This is a genomic window from Pseudomonas jilinensis (genome assembly GCF_003586265.1).
GTDB lineage: Bacteria > Pseudomonadota > Gammaproteobacteria > Pseudomonadales > Pseudomonadaceae > Halopseudomonas > Halopseudomonas phragmitis.
This window is the reverse complement of record NZ_QJSA01000001.1, coordinates 74,222-93,823: the sequence shown is the minus strand read 5'-3', so window position 1 is coordinate 93,823 and position 19,602 is coordinate 74,222. Positions and strand designations below refer to the sequence as shown.

Here is a 19,602-nt window from a genome sequence, read left to right as displayed (position 1 = left end):
GTTGTATTGCTTCGTTTCGTTGCTACGACCCGCTTGAGGCGGGCTTCTTTAAAAATTGCCCTTGAACCAGCGCTTGACCCGTTCAAGGGTCGATTCGCGGTTCGACTCCGAGCCCGGACTGGACTCGCCCTGATGTTTGATGCCGTAGTGCAGAAGACCTACGCTGGTGGCGTAGATCGGGTTACGCACCACATCGGTCAGCCCCTTGAATTCCTGCGGCACGCCCAGGCGTACCGGCATATGGAAGATCTCCTCGGCAAGCTCGACAGCTCCTTCCATTTTCGAGGTGCCGCCGGTCAGGACTATTCCGGCCGGGATCATGTCCTCGTAACCGGAACGGCGCAGCTCGGCCTGGATCAGGGTGAACAGCTCGTCGTAGCGCGGCTCAACCACTTCAGCCAGGGCCTGGCGTGACAGGTCACGCGGCGGGCGCTCACCAACACTGGGCACCTTGATGGTTTCTTCCGGGCCAGCCAGCTTGGCCAGCGCACAGGCATAGCGAATCTTGATCTCTTCGGCGTACTGGGTTGGAGTCCGTAGCGCCATGGCGATATCGTTGGTCACCTGATCGCCAGCAATCGGAATCACCGAGGTGTGGCGGATCGCGCCTTCGGTGAAAATGGCGATGTCGGTGGTACCGCCACCGATGTCCACCAGGCAGACGCCCAGTTCCTTTTCATCCTCGGTCAGCACGGCATAACTGGAGGCCAACTGTTCGAGGATCACGTCCTCAACTTCCAGGCCGCAGCGGCGAATGCACTTCTCGATGTTCTGTACCGCGTTCAACGCACAGGTCACCAGATGCACCTTGGCCTCCAGGCGTACCCCGGACATGCCCAAAGGCTCACGTACGCCTTCCTGGTTATCGATCACATACTCCTGCGGCAGAATGTGCAGCACCTTCTGGTCAGCGGGAATCGCCACCGCCTGGCCGGCATCCAGTACCCGATCAATATCGGCCGGCACCACTTCGCGATCTCGGATGGCGACGATGCCATGCGAGTTCAGGCTGCGAATGTGGTTACCGGCAATGCCGGCAAAGACCGAGTGAATCTGGCAGCCAGCCATCAGTTCGGCTTCTTCGATCGCGCGCTGGATCGACTGCACGGTGGATTCGATATTGACCACCACGCCTTTTTTCAGGCCACGCGAGGGATGCGAGCCGATACCGACGATTTCCAGTTCGCCGTTCGCTCCGATCTCGCCGACCAGCGCCACCACCTTGGAGGTGCCGATATCCAGCCCGACGATCATCCTGCTACCCTGCTTGCTTGCCATAAGCCTGTGTCACTCCCCGATTAATCCACGTTGGCCGGCGTGCGCCAGGCCACCGCCATGCTGTTGCTGTAGCGCAGATCGACCCGCGCTATTTGTTCCCGACGCTCGGACAACACCAGTTGATCGATGGTCAGAAACCGCTGCATCTTCTCCACTACGTTGTCGCGTCCGAGCAGAATCTGAATCCCGTCCTGGGTGGTCAGAAACCAGCTCCCGCGATCACGCAGCTCCAACTGCGCCACACCGTGGCCATAGGGCCTCAGCAGTCGATTGAACTGCTGGTACTGCTGCATCACCCGCTGTTTGGCTCGCTGCGGCCCGTTCAACTGGGGCAGATCGGCAAATCTCGCGATCTCATCCGGCTCAAAGGCCCGCCCTTCGTTATTGAGCAGCGCATTGCTACCCCAGCGGGCAACCGGCAGCTGTTCGTCCAGATGAATCACCAGCTGATCCGGCCAGACCCGCTGTACCGACGCTTTGGCGACCCAGGGCATGGCCGCCAGATCGCTTTGCAGGCCCCGCAGGTTGATGCTCAGGAAGCTGTCCTGCAGATAAGGCTGGATCACTCCCTGCACCGCGTCGTGGTCGATGTACTGCAACTCGCCCTGTACGCTGATCAGCGCAATCGGCCGGTCGGCCAGCGGCCACAGCCGACTGCCCAACTCGTACAGCCCCATGCCCAGGGCCACCAGCAACAACGGCCAAAGTACCTGCTGCAGACGCATCCCCAGACCGTTCATGGCAGGCAGGCTGAAGCTCAGCCGCGGCCGGCTGCGCGGGGCTGGCGGGGTCACGCGCACGGCGCCACGACCCGACGCCTGGCGTCGAGTCGCAGGCTTGCCTGCTCGCGGATCCCTGATCATCAGCCCCAACATCTAACAGACTCCTCAGTACCGGGCGCTGGCGAGGATCGCCAGCACCAGATCGGTAAAACTCTTGCCCGCAGCCTTAGCAGCCATCGGCACCAGGCTGTGATCGGTCATGCCAGGCACCGTGTTGACTTCAAGCAGATAGAACTGTCCGGTCTGGTCCTGCATCACATCGACCCGCCCCCAACCATGGCAACCCACGGCGTTGAAAGCCTTCAGGCACAATTCGGCCAGTTCCGCTTCCTTGTCCGCCGGCAGGCCACAGGGGCAGATGTACTGGGTGTCATTGGCCAGGTACTTGGCGTCGTAGTCGTAAAAGGTGTGCGGGGTCTGCAACCGAATTGCCGGCAGCGCCTGCCCATCTAGAATCGCTACGGTGAACTCGGCGCCGGTGATCCACTGTTCGACCAGTGCTACATCGTCGTACTGACGCGCCGACTGCCAGGCGCTACGCAGCGCGGCCTCGCTGTCAACCTTGGCCATGCCGATGCTCGAGCCTTCATGGATCGGTTTGATGATCAGCGGTGCACCCAGGCGCTCGACAATCGCCGCGCACTCGGCCTCATCGGCCAGCACGGCGTAGGGCGGCGTCGGCAGTCCCAGGCTTTGCCACACCAGCTTGGTCCGCAGCTTGTCCATGCCCAGCGCAGAAGCCATCACGCCACTGCCGGTATAAGGCAGCTTCAGGCTTTCCAGCAGCCCCTGCAGGCTACCGTCCTCGCCGCCACGACCATGCAGGGCAATGAACACCCGGTCCGGGCGCTCGGCAATCAGGCGCTGCGCCAGATCGTCTCCGGCATCGATGCCATAGGCGTCTACCCCGGCACCTTTGAGCGACTCGAGTACCGCCTTGCCGGACTTGAGCGACACTTCCCGTTCGGCCGAATGACCGCCATAAAGTACTGCGACACGGCCCAAAGCTTTTACGTCAACCATCAGGCCTTACCCTCCGTAACGGTTTGCCCTAGCCGGCTCAAGGCTTCGGCCAGTTGCGGCGCCAGGCCACCGATATCCCCGGCACCCTGGGTCAACAGAATGTCGCCAGGCTGCAGCACCGCTTCCAGCAGTGGCATCACGTCGGCGTCACGATCAACATAAATCGGGTCCACCTGGCCTCGCTGACGGATGCTGCGGCACAGATGCTTGCTGTCGGCGCCCGGAATCGGCTCCTCGCCAGCCGGGTAGACCTCCATCAGCAGCAGCGCATTGGTTTCAGCCAGAACCTGAACGAAGTCTTCATACAGGTCGCGGGTCCGGGTAAAGCGGTGCGGCTGATAGATCATCACCAGCCGCCGTTCCGGCCAGCCGGCGCGCACGGCCTTGATCACCGCCTGAACTTCGCGCGGGTGATGGCCGTAATCGTCGACCAACATCACCTCGCCGTCAGACAGCGGATAATTGCCATAGACCTGGAAACGCCGGCCAACGCCCTCAAAACCGGTCAAGCCCTTGACGATCGCGGTATCGCTGATGCCCTCGTCGGTGGCCACAGCAATGGTCGCCAGCGCATTCAGCACGTTGTGCACGCCCGGCATGTTGACGCACACCTGCAGCGGCTCATGTCCTTCACGCAAGACAGTGAAATGGGTCTGCATGCCCTTTTGCTCGATATCCACAGCGCGGACATCGGCATCCTCGCTCAGACCATAGGTAATGACCTGGCGGTTAACCTGCGGCAGAATCTCGCGCACGACCGGGTCATCCACACACAGTACCGCCAGGCCGTAGAACGGCAGGTTGTGCAGAAACTCCACAAAGGTCCGCTTGAGCTTGCTGAAGTCACCTTCGTAGGTAGCCATGTGGTCGGCATCGATGTTGGTCACGATCGCCACCATCGGCTGCAAATGCAGGAACGAGGCATCGCTTTCATCGGCCTCGGCCACCAGATAACGGCTCTCACCCAGTTGCGCGTTGGTCCCGGCGCTGGTCAGACGACCACCGATTACGAATGTCGGGCTCAAGCCTTCAGCCGCCAGTACCGACGCGATAAGGCTGGTGGTGGTGGTCTTGCCATGAGTTCCGGCAACTGCGATACCGTGGCGATAACGCATCAGCTCAGCCAGCATCTCTGCGCGCGGCACTACCGGAATGCGCTTTTCAATCGCCGCGGCCACTTCCGGGTTGCTCGGATTGATCGCGCTGGACACCACCAGTACATCGGCGTTGGCCAGATTTTCGGCGCGGTGGCCAATATCGATCCGGGCACCGAAACTCTCCAGGCGCTGGGTCACGGTCGAACGCTTGAGGTCGGAACCGGACACCTGATAGCCCAGGTTCAGCAACACCTCGGCAATACCGCACATGCCAACCCCGCCGATACCGACGAAGTGAATCCGGCGAATACGGCGCATTTCCGGCAGGGTGAAGGTCGCCTTAGGACTCACGGGCCACCTCCAGGCAGGCGCGCACCACATCCGCCGTAGCGTTCGGGGTCGCCTGTTTACGAGCGAGTTCTGCCATCTGTTGCAGTTTCTCCGGTTGCGAGAAAAGAAAATTCAGCCGCTGCGCCAGTAGCTCCGGGGTCAGACTGGCTTGCGGCAGCAGTTCTGCGGCTCCGCGATCAGCCAGGAACCGGGCATTGGCGCTCTGATGGTCATCAATGGCATGCGGCAGTGGCACCAGCAGCGACGGCCGGCCAGCGGCCGCCAGTTCGCAGACAGTCAGCGCGCCGGCCCGGCACACCACCAGATCGGCCCACTCATAGGCGCCAGCCATATCAGCAATGAACGGCTCCACAATCGCCGCCACACCGGCCATCTGATAAGCCTCGCGGGTATCCTCGACATGCTGTTTGCCGCACTGATGAACGATTTCCGGGCGCTTGTCATGATCGACCAGCGCCAGCCCCAGCGGCAGCAGACGGTTCAGCGGCGCAGCGCCCAGACTGCCACCCAGAATCAACAGACGTGGCCGGCGGCTGCCGTCCCAGCTCAGTTCGGGGGTCTGGAAAATATCTTCGCGCACCGGGTTGCCAGTACTCAGGCGTTTGGCCGGATTAGCGAAGCTGCCCGGGAAACCCTCACAGCAGCGATCGGCCCAGCGCGCCAGCAACCGGTTGGCGGTGCCGACCACTGCATTTTGCTCATGGATAACCAGCGGAATCCGCTTGATCCGGGCAGCCAATCCGCCAGGACCGGTGACATAGCCACCGGCACCAAGCACGCAGATCGGCTTGAGCCGGTCCAGCAGCTTCAGCGACTGCAGCAACGCACGCAGAATCCGTACCGGTGCCTTGAGCAGATCCAGCTTACCCTTGCCGCGTACACCCTGAATGTCGATGTAGTGGATCGGGAATCCGGCATCGGGCACCAACTCAGCCTCGATGCCCCGCCGGGTACCCAGCCAGTGCACTTCGAAGCCCTGATCACGCAGCATTCGCGCGCAAGCCAGCGCCGGGAACACGTGGCCACCGGTGCCGCCTGCCATCACCAATACCTTATTGCTCATTGCTTACCTCCCGTAGCGCTTGTCGACGCTCCCAGTCAATGCGCAACAGGATGCCCAGACTGATGCAGCACACTACCAACGAACTACCGCCATAACTGAGGAACGGCAGGGTCAAACCTTTGGTCGGCAGCAGGCCAACATTCACACCGACGTTGATCAGGATCTGACCACACCACATCAACGCAATCCCATAGGCCAGATAGGCCGAAAACAACTGCCCGTCGCGCTCGGCCCACAGCCCCAGGTACAGACTGCGTACGGCAACGAAGATCAGCAGGCCGAAGGCTGCCAGCGCACCGATCAGCCCCATCTCTTCGGCCAGTACGGCAAACACGAAGTCGGTATGCGCCTCGGGCAGATAGAACTGCTTCTGAATGCTGTTGCCCAGCCCGACGCCCAGCCACTCACCACGGCCAAAGGCGATCAGGGCCTGAGTCAACTGATAACCACTGCCGAACGGGTCATCCCAGGGGTTGAGAAAACCGGTCAGACGCTGCAGGCGATAGGGCTCGAACAAAATCAGCAGGCCGGCGGCCCCAGCCAACGAGCCGAACAGCAGGATGAAGCGGAACAGCCCCACCCCACCGAGGAACAGCATGCCCACCGCCGCGCCCATCAACACCACGGTGGCGCCAAAGTCAGGCTCAATGATCAGCAGCCAGGCCATCGGGAACAGCACCATGAACGGTTTGATAAAGCCAAACCAGCGCTCCTTGACTTCATCCTGGCGATGCACCAGATAACCAGCCAGAAACACCACGGCAAACAGCTTGGCCAGCTCCGAGGGCTGAATATTGATCGGCCCGACCGCGATCCAGCGCCAGCTACCATTGACCTCACGCCCAATCCCCGGAATCAGTACCGCGATCAGCAGAGCAATCCCCAGAAACAGCAGCGGAAAGCGGAACTGCTCCCAGAGTTTCAGCGGAATCGACAGTGCGGTGGCCATCGCCCCCAGGCCGATCCCCAGATAGATCAGTTGGCGGACCATGTAATAGAAGGGATTGCCTAATTGCCCGGCCGCCACTTCCATGGACGCCGAGCTGACCATCACCAGACCCAGCCCGAGTAGCGCCAACGCCGCCGCCAGCAGCGGCAGATCCAGGTCGAAGCGGCGTGCACCGGCGAGCGGCTCAACGAACTGGGTCAGGGTCGGAATCCGGTTCAGCGCGTTCATGCCGGCAGCCTCGCAACCGCTTCGGCAAACAGTCGACCGCGCTCTTCAAAATTGCGGAACATGTCGAGACTGGCGCAGGCCGGCGACAGCAGCACCACATCGCCGGGCTGGGCCTGGGCGGCCGCACAGTTCACTGCCTGCTCCAGCGTGTCGACGCGCAGCAGTGGCACACTACCCGCCAGCGTCTGCTCCAGCAACGCTGCATCGCGGCCCAGCAACACCACTGCCCGGCAGTGGCGCGCCACCGGCTGGCGCAGCGGCGCAAAGTCCGCGCCCTTGCCATCGCCACCAGCAATCAGCACCTGCTTGCCAGCCAGGTCGGCAGCAAAGCCTTCAATCGCCGCCAGCGCGGCACCGACATTGGTGGCCTTGGAATCGTCGTAGTAATCTACGCCCTGATGCTGGCCGACCCATTGGCAGCGATGCGGCAGACCGGCAAACCGGCGCAAGGTGGTCAGCATGCTGTCGAGCGGCAAGCCAACTGCATGCCCCAGCGCCAAAGCCGCCAGAGCATTGGCCTGGTTATGGGCACCACGGATTTTCAGTTCGCGCACCGGCATCAGCGCCGCAAACTCGAAGGCCAGCCAGGACTCACCGTCCTTCTCGATCAGGCCAAAACCCTTGAAGTCCGGGCGCGACAGGCCAAAACTCAGGCACGGCAACTGGTCGGCCACCAGCGGCCGCGACAGCGCGTCATCCCGGTTGAACACTACCTGACGGGCACCGCGAAAAATCCGGTGCTTGGCCAGATGATAGGCTGCCAAACCGCTATAGCGGTCCATGTGGTCTTCACTGATGTTGAGTACGGTAGCGACTTCGGCATTCAGCCGCTCGGTGGTTTCCAGTTGGAAGCTAGACAACTCCAATACGTACAGTTCGGCCTGCTGGTCGAGCAGATCCAGTGCCGGGGTGCCCAGATTGCCACCCACCGCCACCTGCCGGCCAGCGTCGGCTGCCATCTCGGCTACCAGGGTGGTCACCGTGCTCTTGGCGTTGGAACCGGTGATGGCCACCAGTTGCGGCCTGGCCTCACGCGCAATCAGCTCGCGGGCAAACAGCTCGATATCCCCTACCACCGAGACCCCAGCGGCCTTGGCAGCAGCAATCGCCGGCGTGGCGATGGCGATACCAGGACTGACCACCAGCTCACCGGCAGCGCACAGCAGTTGCCCGTCCAGTTCACCCAGATAGACATCGGCCATCGGTGCAAAACGCTTGAGCTGATCAAGACCCGGCGGGCTGCTGCGGGTATCGCACACGGCAAAGGGCAGACCACGGCCGACCAGATAACGGGCAACCGACAGCCCGGTGCTACCGAGCCCGACGATGATCCGCTGCTTGTCCGTGGTAATCAGTGCCACCTTGCCATCCTCAACGCAGTTTCAGGGTTGCCAGTCCGATCAGCACCAGTACCACGGTGATGATCCAGAAGCGCACAATGACCCGCGGCTCGGGCCAGCCTTTCAATTCGAAATGGTGATGAATCGGCGCCATACGGAACACTCGCCGGCCGGTCAACTTGAAGGACGCGACCTGAATGATCACCGACAGGGTCTCAACCACGAAAATCCCGCCCATGATGAACAGCACGATTTCCTGGCGAACGATTACCGCAATCACCCCCAGTGCCGCGCCCAGCGACAGGGCACCGACATCCCCCATGAACACCTGGGCCGGGTAAGTGTTGAACCAGAGAAAGCCCAGGCCGGCACCGATCAGCGCGCCACAGAAGATGATCAGTTCCCCCGAACCCGGCACATAGGGGATCAACAGGTATTCGGCAAAGCGGATGTTGCCCGACAGGTAGGCGAAAATGCCCAGTGCCGCCCCGACCATCACGGTCGGCATGATCGCCAGACCATCAAGGCCGTCGGTCAGGTTCACTGCATTACTGGAGCCGACGATGACGAAATAGGTCAGCACCACGAACAGGATGCCGAGCTGGAATTCCAGTTGCTTGAAGAACGGCACGATCAGGGTGGTTTCGACCGGGGTCTTGGCCGATACGTAAAGGACAATCGCCGCAATCAAACCGAACACCGACTGCCAGAAGTACTTCCAGCGCGACGGCAAACCACGGGAGTTCTTCTCGATCACCTTGCGGTAGTCATCGACCCAGCCAATCGCCCCGAAACTGATCGTCACCCCGAGTACGACCCAGACATACAGATTGGACAGGTCGGCCCAGAGCAGTGTGCTGATGGCGATCGCCACCAGGATCAGCGCCCCACCCATGGTCGGAGTGCCTTTCTTCGACAGATGCGACTGCGGGCCGTCATTGCGTACCGCCTGACCGATCTGCCGCACCTGCAGGGTACGGATCATCCAGGGCCCGAGGAACAGTGCAATGGCCAGCGCCGTCAGTACCCCGAGAATCCCGCGCAGGGTCAGGTACTGGAATACACCGAAGCCGGTGTGGAACTGTTGGAGGTATTGAGCCAGTAGCAGCAACATTGTCAGTGGGCCTTGTTTTCGTTATCAGTTGTGTCCACCAGACCGGCAACCACCTCTTCCATGCCGGCACTACGCGATCCCTTGACCAATACCCGGGTCTGCGCCTGCAATTGCGGGCGCAGTGCATTGATCAACTCGGCCTTGCTGGCGAACAGTCGTCCGCCCTCGCCAAAGGCCTCAACCGCCAGGGCCGACAGGCGGCCGACGGCGTACAGGGCATCCAGCCCCTGCTGGCGGGCATGCTCACCCACCTCACGGTGACCGGCAGCCTCCCAGTCACCCAGCTCACCCATATCACCCAACACCAGAATGCGCTGACCGTCGAACCCGGCCAGCAGGTCGATGGCGGCCTTGACCGAACTCGGGTTGGCGTTATAGCTGTCGTCAATAACCAGCGCACCGGCATGGCCGGGCTTACCCTGGGCCCGCCCGGCCACCGGTTGCAGCCGGGCCAGGCCACGGCGAATCTGTTCCAGCTCAAGGCCCAGCGCCAGTGCTGCACCAGTCGCGGCCAGGGCGTTGGCGATGTTGTGCCGGCCCAGCAGGTTGAGCTGCACGGTGATCGAGCCCTTGGGGGTCACCAGCAGGAAGCCCGGGCAACCGCGCTCATCGATCTCGACCGACTCGCCACGCAACTCAGCAGTCGGATTTTCCAGGCTGAATGCATGCGACTTGCGCTTGCCAAGGCTTTGGTACCACTGTTCAAACCAGGGGCTGTCCAGATTCAGCACCACATGGCCATCACTCTTGAGCGCGGTGATGATCTCGCCCTTGGCCTTGGCGATATTTTCCGGACTGCCAAAACGCCCGACGTGAGCCATGCCGGCATTGGTCAGGATGCTGATATCGGGTTTGGCGATCCCCATGCTGTAGGCGATGTCACCAACCTTGGCGGCGCCCATCTCGATCACCGCAAACTGGTGTTCCGGCTGCAACGCCAACAGGGTCAGCGGCACGCCGAGCTCGTTGTTGAGATTGCCCTGAGTGGCCAGAACACTACCCTGCTCGCGCAGAATCGAGGCCAGCATTTCCTTGACCGTGGTCTTGCCACTGGAGCCGGTGATCGCCACCATCCGCCCCTTGAACGCCTGGCGCGACAGGGCAGCCAGCTGTCCCAAGGCCAGTTGGCAGTCATGCACCAGCAGTTGCGGCAACGGGTCATCAACCAGATGCTCGACCAGCGCCGCTACGGCACCGTGCAGACGGGCCTGAGCGATGAAATCGTGGCCATCGACCCGGCTGCCGGGTAATGCGACAAACAGGCTGCCAGCCTGAACCTGGCGCGAGTCAATGCTGACGCTGTCAAAGCTGACATCCTCGCCCTTGAGACTGGCCGCCAGCGGCTTGACCAGTTCCGACAAACGCAGCGCTTCAAGCATGACGCGCCTCCCATGCCTGTAAGGCGGCTTCGGCCTGTTCGATATCACTGAAAGGATGACGCACGCCGTCAATCTCCTGATAGGTTTCATGGCCTTTACCAGCCAGCAAAATCACATCGCCAGCCCGGGCCTGTTGAATGGTTTGGCTGATCGCCTCAGCCCGGTTGGCTATGACTGCCACGTTACCGGTATGTTCAATCCCGCTCAGGATCTGCTCGATGATCACCGCCGAGGGCTCAGTGCGAGGATTGTCGTCGGTGATCACCAGCGCATCGGCACCCAATTCAGCAGCCCGTGCCATCAGCGGGCGTTTGCCATTGTCGCGATCGCCACCGCAGCCAAACACACAGGTCAGCCGCCCGCGGGTATGCGCGCGCAGGGCCGCCAGAGCCTTTTCCAGGGCGTCGGGTGTATGCGCATAATCGATCACCACCAGCGGCAACGCCTCGCCCCCCAGACGCTGCATCCTCCCGGCCGGAGCCTGCACTGCGGCAACCGCAGTCAGGGCCTGGGGCAGTTCGATACCAGCGGCCATCAACGCTGCGATGACAGCCAGCAAATTGCTCAGGTTGAAATCCCCCAGCAGCGGGCTGGTCAGGCTCAAGCGTTGACCCTCTGCGTGCAAACAGGCCTGGATACCCTGACTGTCATAACGAATATCGGTGCAGTACAGACTGGCTACCGGATCGTGCAGGCTGTAAGTGATGACCGGGCAACTGCACAGCGGTAGCAACTGGCGTGCGAACGGATCGTCCAGATTGATCACCGCATGGCCCAACGGACGCTGGAACAAGCGGGCCTTGGCCGCGCCATAGCTATCCATATCGCCGTGGTAGTCCAGGTGATCACGGCTAAGATTGGTGAACACCGCGACATCGAAGTCCAGCGCCTCTACCCGGCCCTGATCCAGGGCATGGGATGACACTTCCATACTGACCCAACGGGCGCCCTGATCACGCAAGCCCGCCAATTGCTGCTGCACTCGCAGCGCATCCGGAGTGGTCATCCCGTGATCGTTCAACTCACCCGGCATGCCACTGCCCAGGGTACCGATGATCCCGCAAGGCTGCCCCAGACTGGTCAAAACCTGAGCCAGCATCTGGCTGACGCTGGTCTTGCCATTGGTCCCGGTCACGCCGATCAGCCCCAGCTGTGCTGACGGTTGATCGTAGAAGCGTCCGGCAATCGCCGACAGTTGAGCAGCCAGGCCTTCGACCGGCACCAGCGGTACCGCAGCGCTTGACACTTGGGCCCCTTGTGCCTCGTAAACGATGGCGGCTGCGCCAGCTTCGAGCGCCCGAGCGATGTAGTCGCGGCCATCATGGCGCTGCCCCGGCACGGCCAGGAACAGGCAGCCGGGCACCACTGCCCGGCTGTCCAGTGTCAGGCTGTGAATCTCGGCATCGGCTCCGTTCCAGTTCGGCAGCAGTTGGCGCAGTGTTTTCATCCGCGTGAGCCTCCGTCAATCGGGGGCAGTTCAACCTGTTGCAGCGCCGGCAGATCGTCCGGCGGCACATTGGTCAGACGCAGAGCGTCCGCCATGACCTGACCAAATACTGGAGCGGCGACCAAACCACCGTAATACTGCCCACTGCCCGGCTCATCGATCACTACCACAGCGGCATAACGCGGATTGCTGATCGGCGCCACACCGGCAAACACCGAGCGATAACGGTCACGGGCGTAGCCACCACCAGGCAATGTCTTGTGTACGGTACCGGTCTTGCCACCCACCTGATAACCAGGCACCCGGGCCCGGGAACCAGTACCGCCATCGCCATCAACTGCTGCGCGCAACATCACCAGCACCTGGTCACTGACTGCCTGCGGAATCACCTGTTCGCCCTGCGGTGGCTGGTCGACTTTGAGCAGCGATAGCGGTACCTTGCGTCCGTGGTTACCCAGCACTGCATAGGTCTGAGCCAATTGGGTCGCAGTCACCGCCAGCCCGTAGCCGTAAGACAGGGTGGCGGTCTCCACCTGCGGCCAGCGTCGATGACTGGGCATCCGACCGACGCTTTCACCCGGAAAACCAAGTCCGGTCGACTCACCCAGCCCCAGTTGTTGAAGCAGTTCGTAAATAGGTTCGGCGCCAATATCCAGGGCAATCTTGACCACCCCGATATTGCTCGATTTCATCATCACGCCAGTCAGGTCCAGCACACCGTAGTTGCGCACATCACGCACCGTCATGGTGGCCACCCGCATGGTGCCCGGCCGGGTGTCCATCACTGTATTGGGTTGGTAGTTACCCGACATTAGACCAGCGGCAACGGTAAAACTCTTGATCGGCGAACCTGGTTCGAACACATCGATCAACGCCCGGTTGCGCATCATTTCCGGGCGCAAGTTGCTGCGGTTGTTGGGGTTGTAGCTAGGCTGATTGACCATCGCCAGAATTTCCCCGGTGCGCACGTCAATCAGCACTACCGAGCCGGCTTTGGCATTGAACTGGTTGAGCGCCTCGCGCAGCTCCCGGTGAGCGATATATTGCAGCCGCAGATCAATCGACAGTTTCAGGTCGTTGCCCGGGCGCGCGTTGCGCACAACCTGGACATCCTTGATCAGCCGCCCACGTCGATCCTGCAACACCTGACGCCGGCCCGGCACGCCCTGCAGCCAGTCGTTGTAGGACAGCTCCAGCCCCTCCTGACCAATGTCATCAACATTGGTGAAGCCAAGAATATGTGCCGCCACATCACCAGCCGGATAAAAGCGCCGGTACTCTTCGGTGCTGTAAACACCCGGCACCTTGAGCGCCAGCACAGCTTCACCATCTTCCGGGGTCATGTGCCGCCGCAAATAGATGAACTCGCGCTCAGCATTGGCCTGCAAGCGCTCGGCGAAGGTCTTGGTATCGGTGCCCAGTGCCTTGGCCAGCTCTGGCCAGCGAGCTTCATGACCGACCAGTTGGCGGGGGTTGGCCCACAGGGTCAGCACCGGGGTACTGACCGCCAGCGGTTCGCCATGCCGATCGGTAATCATCCCGCGGTGAGCAGGAATAACGGTATGACGCACGCTGCGCTTGTCGCCCTGATTACGCAGAAAGCCATCATCAAGCACATGCAAATGCACGATCTGCCAGGCAATGGCCGCGCAGCACAGACCCAACAGACCGATCACCAGTCTGAAGCGCCAGGGGTAGCGACTGCCATTGGGTTGAATGTGCATCATGGCTTCACCAGAATCACTTCGCCAGGTTCAGGTACGCGCATGCCCAGTTGTCGGGTCGCCAGGGTTTCCACCCGGCCATGCGCAGTCCAGGTGCTCTGCTCCAGCAGCAGGCGCCCCCATTCGGCCTGGGCTTTTTCCCGGCCAGCCATTTCACCGGCCAGTTCATTGAGCAGCACCCGACTCCAATGCGTGCTGTAGGCCACCGCCAGAGCACTGGCCAGCACCAGCGCCCAGCACAGTAGCAAACCGCCACTGGTACGCGGCAGACCGCTGCCTGGCAATTTGCCCATAGTCGCTTTAGCGTCCATCAACGCCGCTCCGCAATACGCAGTACCGCACTGCGCGCACGGGGATTGGCGGCTACTTCAGCGGCACTGGGCTTAATAGCTTTGCCTTGCAGTTTCAGCCGGGTGGGAATATCGACATCGCGCACCGGCAGATCCCGCGGCAACGGCTCACCCTTGGCCTCGCGGCGCATGAACTGTTTGACCAGCCGATCTTCCAGCGAGTGGAAGCTGATCACCGCCAGCCGACCACCAGGCGCAAGCATCTCGACCGCAGCTTTGAGGCCCTGCTCAAGGTCGGCCAGCTCACGGTTGATGAAGATGCGAATACCCTGGAAAGCCCGAGTGGCCGGATGCTTGTGCTTTTCCCAGGCTGGATTGGCCTGCTTGATCACCTCGGCCAGATCAGCCGTGCGGGTGAACGGGGTCTGGGCCCGGCGCTCAACAATCGCGCGAGCCATGCGCCGGGAGAAGCGTTCTTCACCGTATTCCTTGAGCACGGTGGCAATGTCGGATTCGCTGGCGCTATTGACCCAGTCGGCTGCGCTTTGGCCACTATCCGGGTCCATACGCATGTCCAGCGGGCCATCATTGAGAAAACTGAAGCCACGGGCGGGGTCGTCCAGTTGCGGCGAGGACACCCCCAGATCCAGCAGAATACCGTTAACCTGGCCATCCAGAGCGCGCGCGCGCAGCTCTTCGGCCAGCTCGGCAAATGACCTTTTTACAACGACAAAGCGGCCGTCTTCGGCCGCCAGCTCTGTTCCGGCCCGGATCGCCTCCGGGTCCTTGTCAAAGCCGATCAGCCTGCCCTCTCGTGAGAGTCGGGCCAGAATAGCTCGGCTGTGCCCCCCGCGCCCAAAGGTGCCATCCACATAGAGTCCGTCGGGACGCACCGCCAGGCCCTCAAGCGCTTCATCGAGCAATACGCTGATGTGTGAGTAATCGGTTTGCCGGGTCATAGACTCAAGGAGTGCAGTTCAGCCGGCAACTCGCCAACTTCCTGCACTTCTTCCAGATAGGCGCTGGTGGTGGCCTCCCAGGCCTCTTCACTCCAGAGCTCGAATTTATTCAATTGGCCGACCAGCATGACTTTCTTGTCCAGGCCGGCGTGATCACGCAGCAACGGCGGCACAACGAAGCGGCCATTGCTGTCGAGCTCGATTTCATTGGCATTACCGATCAGCAGACGATTGAGCCGCTTGACCGCAGGATTGAGATTCGGAGCTTTCTTCAGTTGCATTTCAACTGCTTCCCACTCCGGCAACGGATAGATCCACAGGCAGCGTTCTTCCAGCGCAATGGTTGCCACCAACTGGCCGGCGCACAGCTCCACGAGACGGTCGCGATAACGCGCCGGCATCGCAAGCCGCCCCTTGGCGTCCAGATTGATGGCATTCGCTCCTCGAAACACGCTGCTGGCTTCCCCTGATTAGGTGACTGTCCGTGCCAATATTTCCCACTTTTACCCACTTCATACCACTTTGGCACACTATAGAAATGCCACGCACACAGCGTCAAGTGAGTAACTCACGAAAAAAGCCTTGCAGGACGGGGAGTTAGCGCAAAAAGAGGGGTGTTTTTCCAGAAATCAGCTGAAAAGCGAATTACAAATAACAAACGCAACAAAGCGTTCTCTTCACAACTTAAAGTAAAGTATGAGGAGTTATATTTTTTTGCTCTGAAAATTGGGATTCCGACAAAAGGAAGGAAAATAAAGAGTTGGCCTATAAGCCGGGTTCTGTCGAGGACAGCCATTCCTCTGCGACAGCCATCACTGACTGCCTGTAGCAACCTACCCGAACCCAGTGCGGGCCACACCATCGGGTTCCTATTTGGTCTTGCTCCGAGTGGGGTTTACCGTGCCACGAACTGTTACCAGTCGCGCGGTGCGCTCTTACCGCACCCTTTCACCCTTACCTGATCCCCTTGCAGGGCCATCGGCGGTCTGCTCTCTGCTGCACTTTCCGTAGGCTCGCGCCTCCCAGGCGTTACCTGGCACTCTGCCCTATGGAGCCCGGACTTTCCTCCATGCCTTGCGGCACAGCGACTGTCCGGCCAACTCTTGGCTGCAAGGTTAGCCTTGTTTGCCCCATAGCGGCAAGCTTGACGTGATATTCAAGCGCCATCCGCCCCAAAATACGCCAGCCGGCACACGGCGCGCACCATAAACGAGCACATATTGCCCCGCACAAACCCGCAATCGCCTCATCAACCGCAGCGCACATCTTGTATACAAGCTGGTCGACCCATTCTGGCACGCCCCCTGCATTAGCCTCAGCAGCATCCGAGATCCGGGTCTGACTGACCCCTTGCGTGTTGCCGGTCGCATCATGACCTACTACAACTCAACGCAAATGGACGACTAGGGTTCCGACCTTCGCAGAAGGTGACTGGTCCGAGAGTTGTCGACCTCCTCCGGAGGTTACACGGCGGGATAAAAGCCCGGGAGACGCTCAGACTGCTGAGATCTCGGCCCGTGTAACCAATGGAGACTTGCCATGCCCCGCTTGATGAACCGGCACCCCGGTCGCCCCCTGCGCCTTGGGCTGATCCTGCTCCCGTTTGCCATCCTGTTGTTGCTGTATCTGTTCGGCTCACAGGCACGTCTGGCCGAAAACCCAAATGACAAGCTACTGCCCAGTTTCAGCCAGATGAGCGAGGCGGTCGAACGCATGGCCTTCACGGAAGACCGGCGCAGTGGCGCCTACCTGTGGTGGGACGACAGCGCCGCCAGCCTCAAACGCCTGGGTAGCGGCCTTGCCATCAGCGCAGCGATCAGCCTGGTGCTGGGCCTGGCGATGCTGATTCCGCTGCTACGCACGCCGCTGTCACCACTGGTTACGGTGATATCGATGATCCCACCGCTGGCGATACTGCCGATCCTGTTCATTGTCATGGGCCTGGGTGAGCTATCGAAGGTAATGCTGATCGTCATCGGTATTACCCCGGTATTGATTCGCGATCTGCAGCAGCGAGTCGCGGAGATTCCCGCCGAACTGCTGATCAAGGCCCAAACCCTGGGCGCCAACAGCTGGCAGGTGCTGATCCGGGTAGTTTTGCCGCAACTGCTGCCGCGTTTGCTGCAGGGCCTGTGTCTGGCACTGGGCCCAGCCTGGCTGTTTCTGATCGCCGCCGAGGCGATCGCTTCGACCGAGGGCCTGGGATACCGCATATTCCTGGTCCGCCGCTACCTGGCGATGGACGTGATCCTGCCCTACGTAGCCTGGATAACCCTGCTGGCTTTCTGCATGGACCGCCTGCTCAAAGGTGCCTGCTGCCTGCTGTTCCCCTGGTTCGAACCCAAAGGAGGCCACTGATATGAGCGCCATTTCGATCAAGGGCGTCTGGCAGCAGTACGCTGACCAGGTGGTCCTGGAGAACCTCAACATGGAGGTGGCCAACGGCGAATTCATCACCATGGTCGGCGCCTCCGGTTGCGGCAAATCGACCTTCTTGCGCCTGTTGCTGGGGCAGGAGACACCCAGCCGCGGCCAGTTGCTGATCGACGGCCAACCCCTGGCCAGCGAGCCAGGGCCAGAGCGCGGTGTGGTATTCCAGCGCTATTCGGTATTTCCGCACCTGACGGTACTCGGCAACGTCATGCTCGGGCTCGAGCTGCAAGGCTCACGACTGCTCGGCCGGCTGTTCGGCCAAGCCCGCCGCGAAGCCCGCGAGCAGGCGGTGGCCATGCTGGAAAAAGTTGGTCTGGGCCAGGCACTGAACAAATACCCGCACGCCCTGTCCGGTGGCATGCAACAGCGTCTGGCGATTGCCCAGGCACTGGTCAAGGCGCCACGCATCCTGCTGCTGGATGAGCCGTTCGGCGCCCTCGACCCAGGCATCCGCAAGGACATGCACGCGCTGCTGCTGGAACTCTGGCAGCAGACCGGGCTGACCGTATTCATGGTCACCCACGATCTGGCCGAAGGCTTCAGTCTTGGCACCCGCCTGCTGGTGTTCGACAAGACCCGGATCGATCCACAGGCGCCCGGTGCCTACGGCGCCCGGATCACCTACGACATTCCGCTCAACACCGACCGCAAGGTGGCCCGGGCCGCCGTCGCGGCACTGCCCGAACGCCTGACCCGCGACCTTACTGCCCCACAATTGCAAGGAGCCTGAGCATGACTCTGCCTGCCCCCCTTCGCCCAACCCTGTACCAGGAAACCGTCCCCGGCGGCGGCCATACCTCATTCGTACTCAAGCGTGGCCAGTTGCTGCGTATCACCGACCTTGAGGGCGACGCCAATGTCAGTCTGTTGCTGTTCAACGCCCAGGAGAAAAGCGAGCGCCTCAACCTGCCGGACAGCCTGAAATGCCAGCACACCGCCAAACTTACCGCTGGCCACTGCCTGTATTCGGACATGGGCAAGGTACTGGCGGCCATCGTCAGCGATACCTGCGGCTGGCACGACAGCTTTGGTGGCGTGCTGAATGCCGAGGAAGTCACGGAAAAGTACGGTGCCGGCAGCTACCAACAGCTGCGCAACGGCTTTTTCCGCAACGGCTTCGACAACCTGCTGGTGGAACTGGGCAAGTGGGATATGCAACTGCAGGACCTGCTGATGACCCTCAACCTGTTCAGCAAGGTCAGCGTGGATGCCGAAGGCCGTTTTGCCTTTGAAGCCGGCAACAGCCAGAGCGGCGATTACATCGAACTGTATGCGCCGATGGATACCCTGGTGGTGCTCACCGCCCTGCAGCACCCCATGGACCCGAACCCCGTATACGCTCCGAAACCCGTGCAGTTGAGCTGGCACCAGGCGGCCGATGACGGCATCACCGTGCTGTGTCGCCGCACCCGCGAAGAAAACGTGCGCGGACTGCACAACACCGACCGCATCTTTCTGTAAGGAGGGCCGAACATGCCATTGACCCACAGTGACAAGCAGCCCGAACAGGCCGTGTACCGCGCTACCATCGGCGCAGGTGAACCCTTCCTGCATGATCTCAAGGCCGGCCAGACCCTGCGTCTGCTGGACCTGGAAGGCAATCAGGCGGTGGACACGCTGTTTTTCAGCGCCCGCAACCCGCGTGAGCGTTACGACGTGCAACGCACCCTGCGCAAGCAGAACAGCGTTTACCTGACCACCGGCAGTGTGCTGTACAGCAACCTGGGCCACCCCATGCTGACCATCACCGCCGACACCTGCGGCCGGCATGACACCCTGGGCGGCGCCTGCGCGCAGGAAAGCAATACCGTGCGCTATGCCCTGAGCACTCGCTACATGCATAGCTGCCGCGACAATTTCCTGCGCGCCGCGCTGCATGATGGCCGGCTGCGCAAGGCTGACATCAGCCACAACATCAACTTCTTCATGAACGTTCCGGTCACCCCGGAGGGCGGCCTGACCTTTGAAGACGGCATCTCAGCCGCCGGCAAGTATGTCGAACTGGTCGCCCACATGGACATCATCGTCCTGATCTCCAACTGCCCGCAGTTGAACAACCCGTGCAACGGCTACAACCCGACCCCGGCGCAGTACCTGGTATGGGATTGAACTGGCTTATGCCTAGCGACTTCCCCAACCTGCATG

The 19,602-nt window shown here is 61.3% G+C and carries 18 protein-coding genes, 1 other RNA gene and 1 riboswitch; of the genes, 4 read left to right on the top strand and 15 right to left on the bottom strand.

Translation table 11 applies throughout. The annotated features are described in order from the left end of the window. Positions 1–48: 48 nt before the first annotated feature. The 15 genes from ftsA to rnpB all read right to left on the bottom strand — a co-directional run bounded on the left by ftsA (position 49) and on the right by rnpB (position 16,128). Complete coding sequence (gene ftsA, locus C2846_RS00440) at positions 49–1,278, bottom strand: cell division protein FtsA (RefSeq protein WP_080049607.1); 1,230 nt, start codon at positions 1,276–1,278, stop codon at positions 49–51. Positions 1,279–1,298: 20 nt separating this feature from the next. Beyond that, positions 1,299–2,153, bottom strand: a complete 855-nt coding sequence (locus C2846_RS00435) for a cell division protein FtsQ/DivIB (RefSeq protein WP_231705583.1) — start codon at positions 2,151–2,153, stop codon at positions 1,299–1,301. Positions 2,154–2,165: 12 nt separating this feature from the next. Further along, positions 2,166–3,083 (bottom strand): D-alanine--D-alanine ligase, encoded by a 918-nt coding sequence (locus C2846_RS00430; protein ID WP_080049606.1) that lies wholly within the window; start codon positions 3,081–3,083, stop codon positions 2,166–2,168. Further along, entirely contained in the window at positions 3,083–4,498 is a 1,416-nt protein-coding gene (gene murC, locus C2846_RS00425) for a UDP-N-acetylmuramate--L-alanine ligase (RefSeq protein WP_240638125.1), read from the bottom strand. Before murC ends, C2846_RS00430 begins: the two co-directional genes overlap by 1 nt. Positions 4,499–4,520: 22 nt before the next feature. Next, positions 4,521–5,594, bottom strand: a complete 1,074-nt coding sequence (murG, locus tag C2846_RS00420; RefSeq protein ID WP_095624992.1) for an undecaprenyldiphospho-muramoylpentapeptide beta-N-acetylglucosaminyltransferase — start codon at positions 5,592–5,594, stop codon at positions 4,521–4,523. Next, positions 5,584–6,771 (bottom strand): putative lipid II flippase FtsW, encoded by a 1,188-nt coding sequence (gene ftsW, locus C2846_RS00415; RefSeq protein WP_119700425.1) that lies wholly within the window; start codon positions 6,769–6,771, stop codon positions 5,584–5,586. The genes murG and ftsW overlap by 11 nt, the downstream gene beginning before the upstream one ends. Continuing rightward, complete coding sequence (murD, locus tag C2846_RS00410; RefSeq protein WP_119700424.1) at positions 6,768–8,132, bottom strand: UDP-N-acetylmuramoyl-L-alanine--D-glutamate ligase; 1,365 nt, start codon at positions 8,130–8,132, stop codon at positions 6,768–6,770. Before murD ends, ftsW begins: the two co-directional genes overlap by 4 nt. Before the next feature lie 10 nt (positions 8,133–8,142). Beyond that, positions 8,143–9,225, bottom strand: coding sequence for a phospho-N-acetylmuramoyl-pentapeptide-transferase (gene mraY, locus C2846_RS00405; RefSeq protein ID WP_080049601.1), 1,083 nt, complete (start codon positions 9,223–9,225; stop codon positions 8,143–8,145). A gap of 2 nt (positions 9,226–9,227) precedes the next feature. Further along, the gene (locus C2846_RS00400; RefSeq protein WP_119700423.1) at positions 9,228–10,604 is read right to left on the bottom strand and encodes a UDP-N-acetylmuramoyl-tripeptide--D-alanyl-D-alanine ligase; all 1,377 of its coding nucleotides are present in this window, start codon (positions 10,602–10,604) and stop codon (positions 9,228–9,230) included. After that, the gene (locus C2846_RS00395) at positions 10,597–12,051 is read right to left on the bottom strand and encodes a UDP-N-acetylmuramoyl-L-alanyl-D-glutamate--2,6-diaminopimelate ligase (RefSeq protein WP_119700422.1); all 1,455 of its coding nucleotides are present in this window, start codon (positions 12,049–12,051) and stop codon (positions 10,597–10,599) included. The genes C2846_RS00400 and C2846_RS00395 overlap by 8 nt, the downstream gene beginning before the upstream one ends. Then, complete coding sequence (locus C2846_RS00390; protein WP_420848993.1) at positions 12,048–13,778, bottom strand: peptidoglycan D,D-transpeptidase FtsI family protein; 1,731 nt, start codon at positions 13,776–13,778, stop codon at positions 12,048–12,050. The genes C2846_RS00395 and C2846_RS00390 overlap by 4 nt, the downstream gene beginning before the upstream one ends. Further along, positions 13,775–14,068, bottom strand: coding sequence for a cell division protein FtsL (ftsL, locus tag C2846_RS00385; protein ID WP_080049598.1), 294 nt, complete (start codon positions 14,066–14,068; stop codon positions 13,775–13,777). The genes C2846_RS00390 and ftsL overlap by 4 nt, the downstream gene beginning before the upstream one ends. Positions 14,069–14,085: 17 nt before the next feature. Beyond that, positions 14,086–15,024, bottom strand: a complete 939-nt coding sequence (rsmH, locus tag C2846_RS00380; protein WP_119700421.1) for a 16S rRNA (cytosine(1402)-N(4))-methyltransferase RsmH — start codon at positions 15,022–15,024, stop codon at positions 14,086–14,088. Next, on the bottom strand, positions 15,021–15,476 hold the full coding sequence (gene mraZ / locus C2846_RS00375) for a division/cell wall cluster transcriptional repressor MraZ (RefSeq protein ID WP_080049596.1): 456 nt from the start codon (positions 15,474–15,476) through the stop codon (positions 15,021–15,023). Before mraZ ends, rsmH begins: the two co-directional genes overlap by 4 nt. 300 nt (positions 15,477–15,776) lie before the next feature. Next, an RNA gene (gene rnpB, locus C2846_RS00370) (RNase P RNA component class A) lies at positions 15,777–16,128 on the bottom strand. Positions 16,129–16,416: 288 nt separating this feature from the next. After that, positions 16,417–16,516: riboswitch (guanidine-I (ykkC/yxkD leader) on the top strand. A gap of 47 nt (positions 16,517–16,563) precedes the next feature. Between rnpB and C2846_RS00365 the strand changes: the two genes are divergently transcribed. From C2846_RS00365 to C2846_RS00350, 4 genes are read left to right on the top strand one after another with little or no spacing between them, the layout of a single operon-like run. Beyond that, positions 16,564–17,382 (top strand): ABC transporter permease, encoded by an 819-nt coding sequence (locus tag C2846_RS00365; protein WP_119700420.1) that lies wholly within the window; start codon positions 16,564–16,566, stop codon positions 17,380–17,382. A 1-nt stretch (position 17,383) separates the two neighbouring features. Next, positions 17,384–18,187 carry an ABC transporter ATP-binding protein gene (locus C2846_RS00360; RefSeq protein ID WP_119700419.1) on the top strand — a complete coding sequence of 268 codons (804 nt, stop codon included), beginning with the start codon at positions 17,384–17,386 and terminating at the stop codon, positions 18,185–18,187. 2 nt (positions 18,188–18,189) lie between these two features. Further along, positions 18,190–18,918, top strand: a complete 729-nt coding sequence (locus C2846_RS00355) for an urea amidolyase associated protein UAAP1 (protein ID WP_119700418.1) — start codon at positions 18,190–18,192, stop codon at positions 18,916–18,918. Between the two features lie 12 nt (positions 18,919–18,930). Continuing rightward, positions 18,931–19,566, top strand: a complete 636-nt coding sequence (locus tag C2846_RS00350; RefSeq protein WP_080049592.1) for an urea amidolyase associated protein UAAP2 — start codon at positions 18,931–18,933, stop codon at positions 19,564–19,566. Positions 19,567–19,602 lie beyond the last annotated feature (36 nt).